Source organism: Lewinella sp. IMCC34191, from assembly GCF_003390935.1.
GTDB lineage: Bacteria > Bacteroidota > Bacteroidia > Chitinophagales > Saprospiraceae > Neolewinella.
Map to the genome: position 1 here is coordinate 232,626 of NZ_QNQZ01000005.1, position 16,989 is coordinate 249,614.

The 16,989-nt window shown below is 58.1% G+C and carries 15 protein-coding genes; 6 read left to right on the forward strand and 9 right to left on the reverse strand.

Going from position 1 to position 16,989, the window contains the following annotated elements:
* Positions 1-126: 126 nt before the first annotated feature.
* On the forward strand, positions 127-1,338 hold the full coding sequence (gene hflX, locus DRW39_RS11840) for a GTPase HflX (RefSeq protein ID WP_116107252.1): 1,212 nt from the start codon (positions 127-129) through the stop codon (positions 1,336-1,338).
* Positions 1,339-1,516: 178 nt separating this feature from the next.
* Positions 1,517-2,332, forward strand: coding sequence for a DUF2306 domain-containing protein (locus DRW39_RS11845; protein WP_116107253.1), 816 nt, complete (start codon positions 1,517-1,519; stop codon positions 2,330-2,332).
* 90 nt (positions 2,333-2,422) lie between these two features.
* On the opposite strand, the gene DRW39_RS11850 is transcribed toward DRW39_RS11845, so the two are convergent.
* Complete coding sequence (locus DRW39_RS11850; protein ID WP_116107254.1) at positions 2,423-3,133, reverse strand: YqjF family protein; 711 nt, start codon at positions 3,131-3,133, stop codon at positions 2,423-2,425.
* Positions 3,134-3,300: 167 nt separating this feature from the next.
* Here DRW39_RS11850 and DRW39_RS11855 point away from each other — a divergent pair, with 167 nt between their 5' ends.
* Both DRW39_RS11855 and DRW39_RS11860 read left to right on the forward strand, forming a co-directional pair.
* On the forward strand, positions 3,301-4,413 hold the full coding sequence (locus DRW39_RS11855; RefSeq protein ID WP_116107255.1) for an aminopeptidase: 1,113 nt from the start codon (positions 3,301-3,303) through the stop codon (positions 4,411-4,413).
* 278 nt (positions 4,414-4,691) lie between these two features.
* Positions 4,692-5,480, forward strand: coding sequence for a hypothetical protein (locus tag DRW39_RS11860; protein WP_116107256.1), 789 nt, complete (start codon positions 4,692-4,694; stop codon positions 5,478-5,480).
* Positions 5,481-5,509: 29 nt separating this feature from the next.
* Here the strand turns inward: DRW39_RS11860 and DRW39_RS11865 are convergent, their stop codons facing one another.
* A complete protein-coding gene (locus tag DRW39_RS11865) occupies positions 5,510-6,727 on the reverse strand; it encodes a Pycsar system effector family protein (RefSeq protein ID WP_116107257.1) in 1,218 nt (405 codons plus the stop codon).
* A gap of 174 nt (positions 6,728-6,901) precedes the next feature.
* On the opposite strand from DRW39_RS11865, the gene DRW39_RS11870 reads away from it, so the two are divergent.
* Together DRW39_RS11870 and DRW39_RS11875 are read left to right on the forward strand one after the other, a co-directional pair.
* The gene (locus DRW39_RS11870; RefSeq protein WP_116107258.1) at positions 6,902-8,440 is read left to right on the forward strand and encodes a hypothetical protein; all 1,539 of its coding nucleotides are present in this window, start codon (positions 6,902-6,904) and stop codon (positions 8,438-8,440) included.
* 4 nt (positions 8,441-8,444) lie between these two features.
* Positions 8,445-9,794, forward strand: a complete 1,350-nt coding sequence (locus DRW39_RS11875) for a DUF5723 family protein (RefSeq protein ID WP_116107259.1) — start codon at positions 8,445-8,447, stop codon at positions 9,792-9,794.
* Here DRW39_RS11875 and mscL read toward each other — a convergent pair.
* From mscL to DRW39_RS11905, 7 genes are all read right to left on the reverse strand, one after another.
* Entirely contained in the window at positions 9,733-10,191 is a 459-nt protein-coding gene (mscL, locus tag DRW39_RS11880; protein WP_116107260.1) for a large conductance mechanosensitive channel protein MscL, read from the reverse strand. The two genes, DRW39_RS11875 and mscL, sit on opposite strands and share 62 nt — an antisense overlap.
* 52 nt (positions 10,192-10,243) lie before the next feature.
* Positions 10,244-11,224 carry a hypothetical protein gene (locus DRW39_RS11885; RefSeq protein WP_116107261.1) on the reverse strand — a complete coding sequence of 327 codons (981 nt, stop codon included), beginning with the start codon at positions 11,222-11,224 and terminating at the stop codon, positions 10,244-10,246.
* A 3-nt stretch (positions 11,225-11,227) separates the two neighbouring features.
* A complete protein-coding gene (locus DRW39_RS11890) occupies positions 11,228-12,961 on the reverse strand; it encodes a BatD family protein (RefSeq protein ID WP_116107262.1) in 1,734 nt (577 codons plus the stop codon).
* The gene (locus DRW39_RS11895; RefSeq protein WP_157976070.1) at positions 12,961-13,722 is read right to left on the reverse strand and encodes a tetratricopeptide repeat protein; all 762 of its coding nucleotides are present in this window, start codon (positions 13,720-13,722) and stop codon (positions 12,961-12,963) included. Before DRW39_RS11895 ends, DRW39_RS11890 begins: the two co-directional genes overlap by 1 nt.
* Positions 13,723-13,893: 171 nt before the next feature.
* On the reverse strand, positions 13,894-14,046 hold the full coding sequence (locus DRW39_RS22255) for a hypothetical protein (RefSeq protein WP_157976071.1): 153 nt from the start codon (positions 14,044-14,046) through the stop codon (positions 13,894-13,896).
* Between the two features lie 526 nt (positions 14,047-14,572).
* Positions 14,573-15,418: an alpha/beta fold hydrolase gene (locus DRW39_RS11900; protein ID WP_232830137.1), complete on the reverse strand. Its 846-nt coding sequence runs from the start codon at positions 15,416-15,418 to the stop codon at positions 14,573-14,575.
* A 45-nt stretch (positions 15,419-15,463) separates the two neighbouring features.
* Positions 15,464-16,951: a mechanosensitive ion channel family protein gene (locus DRW39_RS11905; protein WP_198664862.1), complete on the reverse strand. Its 1,488-nt coding sequence runs from the start codon at positions 16,949-16,951 to the stop codon at positions 15,464-15,466.
* Between the last annotated feature and the right edge of the window lie 38 nt (positions 16,952-16,989).

The window sequence follows — 16,989 nt, forward strand, 5'->3', positions numbered from 1 at the left end:
TGCGGAAGACTAGGTACGCGGAACAAACCCCGGTCGGCGGACCAGCCTGCGCTACGCTACGGCTGGGCAGACGACCGGGGTTACCAAAAGCAACTTATCCGCCATACCACCGGTTATACCAGACCTATGGCGAACGAATGGAATGTTGGCGAAAAGACCAACGGATTACTGGATAAGGAAGAATACGCGGTCATCGTGGGCGTCGTGCTGCGCGGACAGACCGAGGAACAGGTCACTGAATACCTGGATGAACTCGAATTCCTGGCGGAAACCGCCGGGGCTAAGACCGTCAAGCGCTTTATCCAAAAACTGGATCACCCGGACAACCGGACCTTCGTAGGTAGTGGTAAGGCGGCCGAGATCGCCGACTACGTGGACGAGCACGAGGACGTAAGCATGGTCATCTTCGACGACGACCTCAGCGGTAAGCAGGTGAACATCCTGGAGACCATGATGAAGGTCAAGATCATCGATCGTTCTACCCTCATCCTGGATATTTTCGCCCGGCGCGCGCAGACGGCCCAGGCCAAGACCCAGGTAGAACTGGCCCAGATGCAGTACCTGCTGCCCCGCCTGCGCGGACTGTGGACGCACTTGGAGCGGCAGCGCGGTGGTATCGGTATGCGCGGTCCCGGTGAAACGGAGATCGAGACGGACCGTCGTATTGTCCGCGATAAGATCAGTAAGCTGAAGAAGGACCTTGAGAAGATCGACAAGCAGGCCGAAACCCGCCGCAAGGGCCGTGATGCCATGGTGCGGGTGGCCCTCGTCGGCTACACCAACGTTGGTAAGTCGACCCTAATGAACCTGCTGACCAAGAGCGACGTCTTCGCCGAGGATAAGCTCTTCGCTACCCTGGATACCACGGTGCGGAAGCTGGCCTACGAAGGCGTGCCCTTTCTGCTGTCCGATACGGTCGGCTTCATCCGTAAACTGCCGCACCACCTGATTGAGTCCTTCCGTTCCACGCTGGACGAGGTGAAGGAGAGCGACATCCTGCTGCACGTCGTCGACGTAGCGCATCCCCAGCACGACGATCAGATTCGTACCGTTCAAGCCCTACTTAAGGAGATGGACTGCCAGAATAAGCCGACACTGCTCGTCTTCAATAAGATGGACCTCTTCCGCGAGCGCAACTACGACATGTACCTGGACGAGGACGGCCGCGACGAAGTCGAATCCGATCTGAAGCGGGGGCTGGAAGCCGAGTTCGGGCAGGAGGCCATGCTGGTCAGCGCGCACACGAAGGAGAACGTGAATGAGCTGCGGGCGCGGTTGACGGAGATGGTGCGGGTAGAGTATGAGCAGACTTATCCTTATATCGCTAAGCAGTGGTAGTTTTTAGTACGGTAGTACAGTAGTCCATAGTACGGTAGTCGGTAGCTCTTCTGCCGGTCGCTGCGCTCCCGGGGTTCACACGGATTGACTTCGTCTGCACGGATTCGCTTCGCTCGGGCACCGATTTTCACCGATTGGCTGCGCCGCCTGCCGTAACTTCGGTAGCATAACCCGCCCGATGAAAGCTCTTCCCGTCTCCACCCGCGCCGACCGGCAGCTCGCTATCGCGGGCCGGATACTGGTTGGGACCGTATGGATCAGCGCGGTCATCTTCGGGGTGTACATTCTCTGCTTTTATTTCCTGGGACTGGTATTCGGGAACTCGGATCAGTGGAACGAGGTACTGCCCGGACTGTACGATGCGAATACGCGATCGGCGACGGTTGGGATTGGATTACACTTCGCGGCGGGGGGCATCATTCTGGTTTTGGGCTGTATTCAGCTGGTGACCAGCATCCGGGTGAAGTATCCCGCGGTGCACCGGTGGTTGGGACGGGTGTACGTATTTGCGGCCCTGTTGACGGCGGTCGGGGGGCTCAGTTTCATCTTAATTAAGGGTACCATCGGCGGCTGGCTGATGGACGTGGCCTTTGCCGGCTACGGCGTCCTGACCGGGCTGGCGGCGGTACAGACGATCCGCTACGCCCGAACCGGGCAAATGGAGAAGCACCGCGCCTGGGGTATACGGCTGTTTGCCCTGGCCATCGGCTCCTGGCTGTACCGGATGGACTACGGTTTCTGGTTTCTTTTTACCGGCGGGGCGGGGCATACGCAGTTGTTTCGCGGGCCCTTCGATTACTTTATGGACTTCTGGTTCTACCTCCCGAACTTGCTCGTGGCGGAGGTATTCATCGGGCGGCGGGAGATTTTACGGGGCCGCTGGGCCAAGGTGGGGAGTATCGTGATGGTGTATCTGACTACAGCCTTCCTCGTGCTGGCTACTTACTTTTTTACAAAGGAATTTTGGGGACCAGGGATTGTAGGAGCGTTCTAGGTGGTTAGTCTTTTAATGCAGGCCATTCGCCGGTGGCTTCGGTCCCGGAATTCTACCACACCCGATACCTGACACCTGACCCGCCCGATGTCAACCGATGGTGCGCTTGCCCTCGATGGTGATGGGGGAACCTTCGGCTAGGAAGACCGAGTTAGGTTCCCGGTCGTTCAGGAAGGTGAAGCGGGGACCGTAGTTACGGGTGAAGTCAAGGTCGAGTACGTGATCGTTGACGGGGGATTGCTGCCAGCGGGGGTGGGTGACCTGGTATTCGGTGGTCTTCGTCGCGGAACTTTTGGAATACCCCCAGTAGTGTTCGGTGATGAATTCCTCCTCGCTGCCCGGTTGGATATCGATGGGGGTTTTATCGGCCGTAACGGCTACCGTTTGCCAGCGACTACCTATTCGCCAGTTGTATTCTACGCGCTGGTGATCCGGGGCATCCGTCCAGCGATGGTGCATGGGGCGGGTTTCGTAGGCTTCGCCGTAAAGGGTGTTGGCTACGAAGGTAATGGCCGGTTTCGGCACGATCTCCTTGATGAAGACGACGCCGCGGCGCCACTCGCCGTCGACTTTCCGGCGAACGTAAAAGCGCAGATTGACCTCTTCGAAGTGGACGTGAAAGGGAATCTTGAGCCCCAGCAGCCGGACGTCCCGGAACAAAAAGCCGATGACGCTGACGTATGCGCGGTCGTTCCACCTGTCCAGTTCCGTGTGGGCGGGTACGTAGGGCGCCAGTACGCTTTCATCGACCGGATAATTGGCGAAGATCAGCTTGCGCCACTGGGCGGTGAGGAAGGACATGGTGGGGAGGTTTGTCGCTACCGTAATGGCCTGGTCCGATATTGGTTTTATGAATATGGAAATCGTGGTCCGCAGCTTGCCATATAACCGACCGACCTTATCCGCGAGCCGGCTTCGCACCAACCCGTACTCCACCCGTTACCCACGAGAACCGATTTAACCAGACCATGACCCACACCGAATACATCGACAAATACGCCCACCTGTTAGTCAATTACTGCGTCAGCCTACAGCCGGGCGAACGGTTGTTCGTGGCCTCGACCACCCTCGCCGAGCCGCTGATGGATGCGCTGTACCGGGAAACGCTAAAGGCCGGCGGCCACATGGAGGTTTCCCTTACTACGCGCGGACAGGCGGCGGCCATGCGGGAATACGGCAGTCCGGAGCAGTTCGCTTACTTGCCCACACTGCAGCAGCGGGCTATGGAGGAGTTTGAAGCGTATATCTACGTCAGTGCTCCCTTCGACCTGCGGGAACCGGACCCCGCCCCCGAGCTTAAAGCCGCACGGCGGGAAGCGTTTAAACCGATGCACGACACCTACTTCGCCCGCACCGCCGACCGGCGGCTGAAGCGCAGTATGTGCATCTACCCTACCCCGGCCCTGGCCGAGGAAGCAGGCATGAGCGAAGCGGAATACACCGCCTTCGTTTTCAACGCCTGCAAGCTGAACGAGGACGACCCCAAGGCTGCCTGGCTGGGGGTCCGCAGCCGGCAGCAGAAGGTGGTCGACCATTTGAATAGCTGCTCGACCTTTCAGTACCGCAACGAACGCAGCGACATCTCCTTCACTACGAAGGGACGGACCTGGATCAACAGCGACGGCCAGACCAATATGCCCAGCGGCGAAGTGTACACCAGTCCCGAGGAGGATTCCGTCAACGGACACATCTACTTTGACTACCCGGCCATCCGGAACGGCGAGGAAGTGAGGGGGGTCACGCTGGAAGTAAAGGACGGCGAGATTCAGTCGTGGCGCGCCGAGAGTGGGCAGGACGTGCTGGACGAAACCTTTGCCATCGAGGGTACGCGTCGCTTCGGGGAAGCGGCCATCGGAACGAATTACGACATCGATCGCTTTAGCAAGCAGATCCTGTTCGATGAAAAGATCGGCGGCACGGTTCACATGGCGGTCGGGCAGAGCTACGCCCAGGCCGGGGGTAAGAATTCGAGTTCCGTGCACTGGGATATGATCGCCAACATGCGCGACGGGGGCCAGGTGCTGGCGGATGGAGAGGTGATCTACGAAGATGGCCGCTTCGTCAGTCGGTTGTGGGAGTAATGGTGAACGCCAGCCGGAGGTACACGACGGGTGAAAATTGGGAATGTCGACTACAATAATCCCCTTACCTTCGCGGTTTATCCAATCCGGTACCCTATAATATCACCCTGACACCACCTTAATCAACCCTACGCTTACCGGGGCACGGCTAACACTCCAAGAGTTGAACGTTTGGGCGCATCAGGCCTTTACTCACGAAGACGTATCTTTGATTGCGTCCTTTCGTGAGAATTTTTTTGCTACGGGAAACCCTTTATTGATTGACTTAACCTCAGACCGTGAACGAGAACATCGCCTTTTTAGAGTTAAAGTACGGGAACATATACGGCGGCTATCCAAACTTTTACGCCATCAGTGAGATCGCGCTGCTGGTTTTTGAACGCGGCTCTAACAAAATTTTCCTGGAAAGCTGGATCAACCAGGCTAACGTCGACATCGTGGACGTATACGCCGAAACGGACGATCTTGGTCACACGGTTCGCCGGGTGCGGGAAGTTCTCAATATGCGGACTAACCGCCGCTTCCCCTACCACGAAGACTTTCGCCTCAGCGAAAATGACCTGCAGTACGCCTTCCGCAATCTGCGGTCTACGAAGAATGCCATCCGCAACTTCCTCAATAAGAATCTCAATAAGTACCGCTTCCAGGACATGATCGTCTTCGACGGTCGTCGCGATATCTTCCTCTGCGAGCGCAGTGGCGTCCGGTTCAATTGGACGAACATCATCGACATCCAAAAGGACCTGAACCGGGAAACCGATTACCTCTTCAGCCTGAATAAGCTGGCCCGGGTTATCAACTTCAACACCGACCGCGCCTATCTCCGCTCCAATAACCTGGAGTACTGGCTGCACCCCATCGCCGCCCGGCAGATCATCCCCGGCACGGCTGCCTTCGACGCTGCACGGCTCCTGATGGTCTTCAACGAGTACACGATGTATCACGATGACTTCCTGATCAAGGCTGCCATTCTGCTCAATAAAGTGAGTAAGCGGAAAGAGGAAAAGGCCGCCGAGCTGGAGGCGCAGACCGAGGGGCAGAGCAACGAAGCCGCGGAGGAGGACTAGCTCTCCCGCTTCACGCCGGGCGAGTCCGCTCAGTAGTAGAAAAAGATAATTGCGACCACGAGCATGACCGTTACCGCCAGGCCGGCCAGGAAGATATTGTAGGCGGTCTTCAGCAGTTTGTACTTCCGATCGATGGCACTACCTAACCCGTGTAGATCACTGATCAGGTTGCCGTACAGGGCATCGGGATTCAGCAGCGTCGCTTCCATACGCCGGGTGAACTCTTCCCGGTTCAGCTTACTTACCGTACCGTAAAAGGCCAGATTTTCTTCCTCCCCCTTCCGTTGGTGGGGCCGCGACGCGACCAGTGCGTAGACCAGGCTGGCGAGCGCGCAAGCGATGAACACCACCACCGGCAGCAGGATTTCCGGCCGTGTCTGTGCCCAGTTACGGTAACTCACGAACGTGATCAGGACACCGATCAGCAGGGCGTTTACACTGACCATGATCGCCGCCTTCTGATCAGCCATCCGCTTCAGCTGGATGTGGTTGCGAAAGATCGTTCGGAAATAGGTCTGGCTTGCCTGCCGGGTCGGCCCCTTTTCGATGCCGTGTAAAATCCGCGCGCCTTCGGCTTTTTCGCCGGGTGAAGGCAGCAGGCCGGGCTTCTTCTTCTCCAGCCGGTCCACCATCTTCTGCAGGTCGAGGAGAACCGCGCTATGCGTGTGCTGGTAGCGACGTCGCAACTCCCCGTCGCGGAACCGGGCCTGACGAAGCTCTTCCAGGTACTGCGCCAGGGCATCCGTCCGATTCATCGTCCGTCTCGGACCCTGGCCGGTGTCCAGCGCGTAGCGATTCTCCAGCCAGGTGAGTTCGGCCCCCTCAGCACCGGAGAGCAGCCGCTGGGCGAGCTTGGCATCGTACAGCACGTCGGCTACTTCGGCGCGGAGGTTGCTGCTGCCATCGGGAAGGACGGTAGCCAGCGTCAGTTGGAGGTTGAGGTAATCGGGGCCGGTCCATTCCCGGAACTCCTGGGCAACCTCTTTCCAGTTGCGCAGTTCGCTGCCCTGCCCCCAGTAACGGCAGGCCTCGAGAAAGGCAACGGCCCGCGCCAGATGGGGCAGATCGGGCGATACGCCGGGCCGACGCAGCGCAATTTCCAGCGAATGTGCCGCCAGCGACAGCGCCCAGCTATCGTTATGCAATACCAGGGAGCGGGGCAGACGTTCATAGGTCATCAGCATGAAGCGCTCCGCCTGGTCCGCCAGGTTACTGAGGTGCAGGGACGTAAAGCTTCCGGTCTTCATGGTGTGTGTTGTATAGTGTCTGCTCAGGTGGCTTTGATCGGATCAAAGGCCATTTCAATGAAGGTAATGAACGCCGAAGGCAATGTCAAGTTGCCCAACCATCGTACACGATGGTTTTCTTGCCGTTTCTTTGACTTCCGCGGGGCGCTGCCTAGGTTTTCTTACTACAGTCATATGCAGAAGTTTTTCATCTTTTTTTTATCCACTACCCTGCTCACCGCCTGTGGTGACCTGGTCGAGGACTTTAGCGTGGATGACGTCCGGCTCGAGGCCGAATATGCCGTCCCGCTCGTAGACAGCCGCGTAAATCTTCCGGAACTCATCGGCGAGATTGACGAACAGGTCACGCTAACTATCGACCCGGACGGATTGTTGCGGTTCAACTACGCGGATACGGTTCCTCCTGTCACCGGTGACGCCCTCTTCACCGAACTACGCAACCTGGCCGGCACCCTGCCCCTGCCGATCACGAGCCGCTCGCGTACCATACCCTTCCCCCTGCCGGGTGATGTGGAGTTGAACGTTCTTCGATTGAAAAGCGGACGCTTTTCCTACAGCCTGCCGAACACCTACGACGTTCCGGTCACCGTCGAATTAACCTTCCCCACGCTTTCCCGAAACGGCACCCCCTTACAAATCAGCGGCCAGCTACCGGCTTATTCCGGAACCGGTGCCCCGCCTACCTTGACAAACTTGGACGATCCCCTCGATCTTAGCGAATACGAACTCGATTTCAGCAGCGGATCCATCACCGTTAATTACGCGATCGACGGTCCGGACGGACAAGAGTTCGAGCCCGCCGACGGCACCATCACGCTACTCGCCGGCCTCGACTTTTCCTATCTGGAAGGTTACTTCGGCGTACAGTCATACGCGGGGGTGGACGAAGTGCTTCGCATCGACTTTTTCGACAACTACCTCGGTGGGGATATCTCCTTCGTCAAACCCCGCATTACCGTAACGGTGCGTAACAGTTTCGGTGTCCCGTCACGAGCCATCGTCGATGAGCTTTACGTAACGACGGTAGACGGGGACACTCTACCGGTTACGGGCAGCGTCGTTGAGGAGGGCTTCGCTTTCGATTACCCGGAGCGCCCCGGCAACGACCGGACGACCAGTTACGTTATCGACGAAACCAACAGCAATGTGTTGGACCTTATTGCCGCCAAACCCGTAGCTCTATACTACCGAATTAGTGCACGTATCAACCCGGATGCCGATACCTCCGTCAAGGGCTTCCTGGTAGATACCAGCAGCTACACCGCCACGGTGAAAGTCGAACTTCCCCTTTACGGATCGGCGGATGACTTTCAGATCCGCGATAGCTTCCCCGTCAACCTGGGCGATCAGTACGGCGATATCACCAGTGCTTCCCTGCGGGTGACCACCGACAATGAGATTCCCTTCGATCTTTCCCTGACGGGAACCTTCACCGACGAACAGGGTAACGCACTAGCCGACCTGACCGACGGCGAATTGCTGGTCATTCAAGCCAGTCCCGTAGATGCCGATGGCAATGCCACCGGTGTACAACAGCAGACGACCGACATCGCGTTCACCGGCGAAAAGCTGGACGCGATCCGGCGTGCCACCACCCTGGTTCTTCGTACCACCTTCGCCACTACTGACGGGGGAACGAAGGCCGTCCGGGTACTCGACGAGCAAGATCTACGCGTAAGAATCGGCGCTCGCCTCAGCGTCCAAAATCTTTAAGGCCATGCGGAAAAGCCTACTCCTCCTACCCTTTTTGCTGGCCGCTAGCCTGGGCGCTCAGAATCTGACCGCCCCCCTGCTGTCGGGAACCTGGCAGTCTACTTACCATAACCCGGCCATGATCCACTTCCTGCCTACGGAGTACACGGTCGGCCTGCCGGGAATCGCGAATGACCTTCGACTGCAGAATTTGGAATACGGTGATGTGTTTCAGCAAAGCGGCGGTAGCCGCATCATCAGCCTGGCCGCCTGGGCAGGATTGGTGGAAGACCGGAATGCCGTGCAGGACGTCTATTCCATCGAGACGATCGGAGGTGCGCTACACCGTGGCAAATTTGCCTACCAACTCTACCACCGCCTTCGGGTAGACGGCGATGCGGACTATCCCAGTTCCCTCTTGAACCTGGTGGCCCTGGGCAATGCGGCCTACATCGGACAGACCGTAGATATCGCGCCGCGCGGCGGCATCCTGAGCTACCACGAAGTCGGGGCGAGCTTCAGTTATGCGATCGACGAGCGGATCGCCGTGGGCGGTCGCATCAAGTATCTCGCCGGTGTATCGAGTATCGAGGCCGGCGGGGGCGGGAAACTCGAACTGAGCACGGGAGAGGAGAACTATACCCTCACTCTCGACAAAGACCTGACGCTCAATACCGTCCGCGCCTTCGATTTCCGCACGCTGGAAGATTTCGATCTGGTGTACAACCCCAGCCAGCTACGTCCCGGCGATCTATTCACCAGTAATACCGGTATCGGCTTCGACCTGGGCGTCGCGGTCAATCTGGACCGCTTACGGGTAAACGCCTCGGTGACCGACCTCGGGGCCGGCATCGACTGGAAGGATGACATCACCACGCTTCGCTTCGAGGGCACATCTACCTTTAGCGGATTGGACGTTTTACAGGACCTGCTCCGCGATTCCGTTTCTCTCGATCAGGCCGCCGACAGCCTCGTCATGGCTCTGGAACCCGGCCGCGGAGCGTCTCCGTACCGCAGCAACATTTCCGCCAGCATCTTTCTGGGAGGCGAATACGACCTGACCGATAAAATTACCGCCGGAGCCCTGCTTACCCTGGAAGATCGCCTCGGGGAACTTGTCCCGGCCGTAGCAATCACGGGTCGGTATGCCGTTACGGACTGGCTCAAGCTCGGCATCAACCTCAATCACCGAAGTGGCATCCGGACCAACCTCGGCCTTCACCTACTGGCCACGCCCGGCCGGTTTCAGATCTTTGCGGCATCGGATAAACTACTATCCCTGCTCAGCTCCGGTAACAGTTCCGTGGCCGGTATCAGACTGGGGGCTGCGCTGACTCTCGGGGAGAGCCGTTCATCAGGCGCATTTCGTCCCTGATGTCCGTGAGTAGCTGAATGTCCTTCGGCGTAGGCACGGTTTCATTTTTCGGATCTTCGGCTTCATCGCGTAGGGCATTGATACCCCGCACGATGAGAAAGAGCACCAACGCAATGATGAAAAAATCGATCAGCGTCTCAATAAAAAGACCATAACCGATTACGACTCCCTCGGTAATTACCTCACCATCACTATTCGTGACGGGCTCCCTGATCACCCAGGCCAAATTGGACATTTCGATGCCCGTCGTTAAATAACCAAGGGGTGGAGTTATGACCTGCTTGACCAGGACGTCCACGATCTTATTGAAACTGGTACCGATCACGACACCGATGGCCAGATCGATCATGTTACCCTTGACGGCAAACTTCTTGAATTCACTAAAAAAACCGGGCATAGCAACTCTTTTATGGCGGATATCCCCCCATAACCGGCCATCCCCCGAATTGTTAGCCGGTGAAGTGCAGGACGGTAAGTGTCAGCGCCGCGGCGAACAGCAGCAGGTGCATCAGCTCCGCCTGCCGGTCCGTACGATCGACCAGCCAAAGCCCGAACAAGGTACCCAGCGGGGCAACCAGTACCTCTCCGTCTACCACCTGCAATACGGCACTAAACACGGCTACCGGTAAAGCGAAGAGAAGGACCCAAAAAAGGAAGGAAAGATTCTTGCCCCCCTCGATACTCAGCAGCGTACGGGTGCCGCCACCGCCGGCCGCGACCAGGAGAATCAAGGCCAGCAGAATACCCGTCCCGATCAGGTCATAGACAGAGGCGGCCTCGGGAGCCCAGAAGCCAAAGGCATGAATGTCGTTCAGGTAGAAATCCAGTAACTCCCCCTGCAGGTAGGCGTAGACCGCGGCAAGGAAATAGACGACCAGCGTTCCACCGATCAATTGGGTCATCGACCGTAGATCCGCGGTGCGGAATATGCTGATGCCCAGCAGAAAGCCGGGGATCAACAGGAGATAGGTCGGCTCCAGCAGGCCGGCCAGCCCCAACCAGAAGCCGGCATTGAACCGGGCAACCGCCGGTGTGAGACTCTTATAGGTACTTCCCAGCGCACCAATCCCGAGAAGCACGAAGATCAGCGCGAGTTGCTGCGGATCGAAAAAATGAAATGACGGCACCAGCCCCCACACCAGCACGATGCATAAGCCGGGAAACTGAGTGACCGTACGGCTGATCCGGTACCGGTCACATACATTGTTCGCGATGATGCCCCCCGTCGCCACCAGCAGCGGCGGCACGAGCGCGGATAGCCACGAACTGAATCCAACGACCCGAAGTACGGCTTCCCCGTAATAACCGACGTCGGCGTCCGGTGTGACCCCGCCCGCCCCGAAGATGAACACCGGCAGCTGCAGCAGCAGGGCGTAGCCAAACAACAGCAGGCTGGCAAAGGATTGGTTCGTACGGAATAGGGAGAGCATAGATTACTTGAGCTGCCGTTCGGTCTCGGTGATGAGGTTTACGGCCTGATCGTAGGTTGCGCCGAGATCGGCGGCCGAATCTTGTCCTGCATACAGGGCCAACTCACAACGCTTGAGCAGTTGATCGTAGCGCTCGGTCAGTTCGGTATCGGCTCCGGCCGCGGCGAGTACCTGGCGGATGTTCGAGCGGCTTAGGTCGGCCACGGTGAGATTAAACCGGTCGCGCAGGTAGCGGAGCAGGGCGTTTTCCACCGCATCGTAGAAGGGTCGGGGCTCCACCTTTTCCAGGTGCACCCGCGCCTCCTTCAGTCGGGCACTGGCCACTTTGCCGGCACGCTGCCGAAGCAATATTGCCGGATCCCGATCGTCCATCCGCCGGCGGTAATGACTAAGTCCGATAACCCCGCCTCCGATGAGGAGGGGAAGCAACATCAGCCCCCAGAAGATCGGCCGCCCGGCCAAATTACCTCGGTAGGACCGCCCCGGGCCGAGCGGGCCGGCGGGGCGCAGGACCAACGGCTCTTCGGCTACCGCACTGGTATCGATCGTATATGTTTTTTGCCCACTGCCCCCCGTTACCCTGACGGTGAAGGTTTCGGGAGAAAGGGAGACGTAATCCTGCGTTTCGGTATTGAAATAGTTCAGGCTGGGATTCACGGCATAGGTACCCGCCCGTTTGGGCACCAGCTGGTACTCGAAGGTTTTGCGTCCGAACATACCCGAAGGGCTATCCAGGAACTCCTCCCGGATTACCCGTGGATCGTAGATATTCCAGTTGTCCTCGTCAACGGGTACCGGCGCTTCCAACCGCTGTACATCTCCCTGGCCGGTGATCTGTACGACCATCGTCAGGGCATCGTCGGTGGTCAGGGCATCGCGGTCGATTTCGACGTCCATTTGGTAGGTACCTACGCCCCCGCTGAAATCTTCCGGGCGCGGTTGGGGAAGTTCGCGCACCGTGACGGTCAGGGTATCGCTGTTGACCGGTATCTGCTCCGTAAAGCGGCGGGCAAACGTACTGCTGGAGCGCGTGCGCACGGCTCCGATGACCATTCGGTACGGATCGATGCGCAGCGTCCCGCTCTTGATTGGAAACAGGGCCAGACTGGCCAGGGTCCGCCGCTGGTATTCCCGCCCGTTTTCGATGATGGTCGTCGGGGAGGCATCGAAGCGGCGGCGGGGCCGGGCAAAAAAGCCATCCAGACTCGGCTCCCGCACCATATTCCGCGAGATCGGATTTACCGAGGCGTAAAGATTGAGGTTCAGGATAATCTGCTGCCCAACGTATGCCTGATCGGTACTGATCTCCGCGCGGAGAAAATTTTCGGGCGTGCTGCCGATAGCTTCGTCGTTGACTTCCAGTACCGTGACGGTTTTTCCCGGGGCCCGGTACGTTTGTCCACCCGCCCGCACACTGGCCGGACCGATTGACAAGTCACCGGTGCGCGTCGGCTGGAGCATCCAGCTGAAGGTCATCTGGCTGGTGGCGACACCATTGATGATGGTGGTGCCGATGGAGCGGTTCGGGCCGCGGATTACGTCAAAGGCACTAAAATCGGGGGGCGTCAGCTGCTCTCCCTGGGCGTTGCGGAGAATCAGATGGTACTCCAGGGTGCTGTTTCGCAGCATCCGCTCTTTACTTATCTCGGCGGTGAAGCTGATATCCTGTCCCTGGGCGCACAGCAGACTGCTCCAAAGCAACAGGAGAACGGAAATGATGGGTATCCGTCGCGTCATTACCAGTCTTTGGTTCCCGTACACCCTTCGCGGTTTGCCTGACGCAAACGACTCAGGGTGCGCTTTTCTTCTTCGGCGGCAATCCCGAGTTGACGCTCGGCTTCTTCCCGGCTCATTTGGGGCTGATTGGGGTCCGCCTGCGGTTGACCGGGCGTACCTCCCGCTTGTTGCTCCTGATCCTGCGCTTCGTCGCCATCTTCGGACTGCTTGCCATCCTGCTGCTGTTGCTGGTCGCCGTTTTCGCCACCCTGCCCTTCCTGCTGCTGTTGGTCCTGCTGCTGGTCCTCGCCGTCCTGGTCCTGGTTCTCGTCCTGCTGCTGCTGTTGTTGTTGTTGCTGCACCTGACGGATGGCCTTGGTCAGATTATACTTGGTCTCGGCATCTTCCGGATCCAGTCTTAGGCTTTGCTTGTAGGCTTCTACGGCCTGCTGGTAATTTTCCTGCCGGTAGTAGCTGTCGCCGAGGTTCCGGTAAGCCCGCGACTGGATGTCGGGGTCCGCGGAGAGGCCGGCCGCTTCCTCGTAGCGCTTGGCGGCTTCCTCGTATTCGCCCCGTTCGTAGAGTGAATTACCGAGGTTGTAATTCCCCTGCGCGCTGTTCTCCTCCCGGATGGCATCGCCGTAAGCCCGCTGTGCTTCTTCAAAGTTCCCTTCCCGATAGGCGCGGTCGCCTTCCCGCAGGGCGCGGTGGCTGGATTGGCTTTGCGCCGGAGCGCAGGTAACGAGCCATATCAGAAACAGGAAACATATACGGTACCACATCTTGGGCGAAGTTAGGGATTTGTCGGTAGCTGCTACGGGCAGTGTACACCTAAACCTTTCGGATTGTAGACGCTCTCCACGTAGGACCTGTTTTCGCCCCAACCCGGATGCTACCCTCCAGCGCGGCAGGCGATTAGGGAGGCCCATCCACGGGCATTTAACGCGCTGGCATCACTCGGCCGGTCTCCGGTAGGTGATATCGGCGAAGTCCGAGCATTCATTGCCCCCGGCGAGGAAGCATAGTTGCTTGGTGCGAACCACGGCTTTCGTTCGGAGGCTATCGGGCGTACCGTCGTAGTCAAGGTAGATCGTGTCCCGATCCATACGGAAGGTACCCCATTTCCAGCTATTCCGACTCAAGGATAATTCGAAAGTGGAATCCCTGAATAACCGAACCTTCACCCAGCCAACGGGGGCCTCTCGCTCCGCGGCCAGAAGCAGGTCAGTGGGCTCCTCGGTATTGCAATAGCATAGCAAGCTGATTGCGCCGCACAGGATTAGGATCCACGCGATTGGCGCTCGCCAAGCTTGGCCAGTCTCTTTATGTGTTCTGAAACGAGTGTAGCCCATAGTCCCGCACTGCTATTAAGGACAGTGTTGACAGGTAAACAGCGCTCGTCTAGACATCGGATGTGTCAGGTCGGTAAATTTGTCAGACATCGGATGTTGACCGCTGGGCTTGATGCCGTCCAAAAAGCAGAAAGCGCTCAAATTTGAGTAAATGCTACCGCCTGATCGGCTAATTCTTGCAAAAACGCAAGTCCAAGGCCTCCATTCGCCTGAGAAGACACCTGCCACATCCGATGTCTGCAATCTTGTCAGTACTGACACATCCGATGTTTACAGCGTCTTATTCCCCCATATCTGGCACCGCCCCGTGTACCCGCTCCGCCGGTTGATCCAGGAAAGTCTTGACATCGGTATACAGTTTTTCCGGCTGCTCCGCGTGCACCCAGTGGCCGGCATCGGCGATCGTGACCAGTTTTGCCTGCGGAAAGTGGTGCTCGATGACGTCCATATCGTCGTCCTCCACGTATCCGCTTTTTCCGCCGCGGACGAACAGGGCCGGCCCAGGAAAGGTCTGCCCGGCCGTACCGATTGGCGCGATCAGGTTTTCGTAATCCCGATCGAGAACCTCCAAATTCATCCGCCAGCGGAAGCCATCCTTAGAGTCCCGGGCCAGGTTCTTTAGTAAAAACATGCGCACACCTTCGTCTTTCATATAGGGGGCCATCAGCTCGTCCGCGTGCCGGCGGTCGTCGATGTCCTTGGGGTCCAGAGCCTTGAGGGCCGCGAAGACGTCGTCGTGGCCGCGACCGTACCGCCGCGGCGCCATATCCACCACAACCAATTTTTCTACGAGCGTCGGATAATCCAGCGCGCACTGCATGGCTACCTTTCCCCCCATGCTGTGTCCGAGCAGGTGACAGCGATCAATGCCCTGTTCTTCCAAAAAAGCGGCCAGGTCTTCCGCCATGAGGGGATAGGTCATCTCGTCGGCGTGCGGGCTCCGGCCGTGATTGCGTAAGTCGACCAGGATGACTTTAAAGTCTTCCGCCCATTTGCGGGCGATAGTGGACCAGTTATCGAGATTTCCGAATAAGCCGTGGAGGATGACGAAGGGGAAGCCTTCACCGTGGACTTTGTAATTGAGCTGCATATATGCGCAGACGCGAAGGCCTTTGCGGAGGTTCACACAACGCAATCGCTTCGGATCGAAATCCGCGACCCGTCCACTCTTTTACTCCTCTTTCTCCTGGCGCTCCTCCGGTTCGGGTTCCGGCTTTTGTCCGTTTTCCCCGGCCAGCCCGTGTGCCGCCTGCTGCGTACCGATGACCCGGTCCAGCCCCTTGCCCCCCCGTATCCATAGGTCGCGCTGCGGGAATGGAATCTCGACTCCCTTCTCCCGGAAGCCCTGGTCAATCCCAAAGCGGACGTCACTCTTTACATCCTCGATCCGCAGAAAGTCGCGCGACCAGAAGATGATCTCGAAGTCCAGCGAGGAATTGCCAAAGTCCAGAAAGCGGACGATCGGATTCGGTGTCTTGAGTATCCGGGGGTGATCCAAAGCCACCTTCATCAGGATCTCCTTTACCAGATTCGTATCCGACCCGTAGGCTACCCCCACGCCGACGTGAAAGCGGGCTTTGCGCTCTACATGGCTCCAGTTGACGACGTTCTCGCCGATCAATTTGGAGTTCGGAACGAAGATGATGATGTCGTCGCGGGTTTCTATCGTGGCGGTTCGCGCACCTATTTTGCGGACCGTCCCGATCTGGTGGTCGGCCACCTCTACCACGTCCCCGACCATCACGCCACGTTCGAAGAGGATGATCACCCCGCAGATCAAATCATTGAAGGTTTGCTGCAGCCCGATACCGATACCCACCAGGAGCGCCGCCGCACCGGTCCAGAGCACGACCAGGTCAAAGCCCGCAGCCTGAAGTACCAATAGGACGCCGACCACGTACACGAAGTACGTAATGAGTCGGTTGATCGCGTACTGGCTTCCGGCATCCACTTTGGAACGCCGGTAGTAAGCGCCAAGAATGAGGTTCGTCACCGCCATCAGCAATAGACGGAGAAACAGAAAGACCGCTCCCGCGAAGACGACGTTCCCTACCGTAATAGTCGAAGTCGTTTCACCGCTTTGGTCCCGGAAGGCGTAAAGTACGAGCGAGGCCAGCCCCGTATCATTAAGCACAACCAGCAACGCCAGGGTATACATGAATGGCCGTACCGCCCGGAAACGGTTGGCGGCCGCCTCCTCCTCGGAAAGCGACTGGGCGGTCGCCGTCGTCGACATATGCATCCGGTGGTACCGCTGTACGAGTAATTCTTCGATCAGGATATCCAAAACGTTTGCCACGATAAAGGCCAGCAGGGCTTTGACGATCGTACTGATGCGGACAACCAGGTAGACCGGCGGGCCGTCACTCGTACTTGCCTGCTGGATAGGCTCGTTCACGAAGGTGATATCGATATTCAGAATCCGCAGGATCACGATCACCAACAGGCTAAAGAGAGAAAACCGCGTCACGTTGCGCACCCGCGTGCGGTTCTTGACGCTGACCGCTTCCCGGCCGTAATACCAGGGCAGGACGCGGCGGACCATCAGGTAATTCGTGCCAAGCAATATCACCGTAGCTACCCCGATCAGCAGCAGCTGATAGGCGGTCACCGTGAATCCCATAAACTCCAACAAGATTAGTTCCCTCAGTTGGTCCATAAGTATCGCAAAGTACAACCCGCGGCTCCCCTATCCGT

Excerpts from the sequence above, each read along its gene's own strand:
- hflX (WP_116107252.1), top strand. The coding sequence starts at position 127 with ATGGCGAACGAATGGAATGTTGGCGAAAAGACCAACGGATTACTGGAT.
- DRW39_RS11845 (WP_116107253.1), top strand. The coding sequence starts at position 1,517 with ATGAAAGCTCTTCCCGTCTCCACCCGCGCCGACCGGCAGCTCGCTATC.
- DRW39_RS11850 (WP_116107254.1), bottom strand. The coding sequence starts at position 3,133 with ATGTCCTTCCTCACCGCCCAGTGGCGCAAGCTGATCTTCGCCAATTAT.
- DRW39_RS11855 (WP_116107255.1), top strand. The coding sequence starts at position 3,301 with ATGACCCACACCGAATACATCGACAAATACGCCCACCTGTTAGTCAAT.
- DRW39_RS11865 (WP_116107257.1), bottom strand. The coding sequence starts at position 6,727 with ATGAAGACCGGAAGCTTTACGTCCCTGCACCTCAGTAACCTGGCGGAC.
- DRW39_RS11870 (WP_116107258.1), top strand. The coding sequence starts at position 6,902 with ATGCAGAAGTTTTTCATCTTTTTTTTATCCACTACCCTGCTCACCGCC.
- DRW39_RS11875 (WP_116107259.1), top strand. The coding sequence starts at position 8,445 with ATGCGGAAAAGCCTACTCCTCCTACCCTTTTTGCTGGCCGCTAGCCTG.
- mscL (WP_116107260.1), bottom strand. The coding sequence starts at position 10,191 with ATGCCCGGTTTTTTTAGTGAATTCAAGAAGTTTGCCGTCAAGGGTAAC.
- DRW39_RS11885 (WP_116107261.1), bottom strand. The coding sequence starts at position 11,224 with ATGCTCTCCCTATTCCGTACGAACCAATCCTTTGCCAGCCTGCTGTTG.
- DRW39_RS11890 (WP_116107262.1), bottom strand. The coding sequence starts at position 12,961 with ATGACGCGACGGATACCCATCATTTCCGTTCTCCTGTTGCTTTGGAGC.
- DRW39_RS11895 (WP_157976070.1), bottom strand. The coding sequence starts at position 13,722 with ATGTGGTACCGTATATGTTTCCTGTTTCTGATATGGCTCGTTACCTGC.
- DRW39_RS22255 (WP_157976071.1), bottom strand. The coding sequence starts at position 14,046 with ATGGATCGGGACACGATCTACCTTGACTACGACGGTACGCCCGATAGC.
- DRW39_RS11905 (WP_198664862.1), bottom strand. The coding sequence starts at position 16,951 with ATGGACCAACTGAGGGAACTAATCTTGTTGGAGTTTATGGGATTCACG.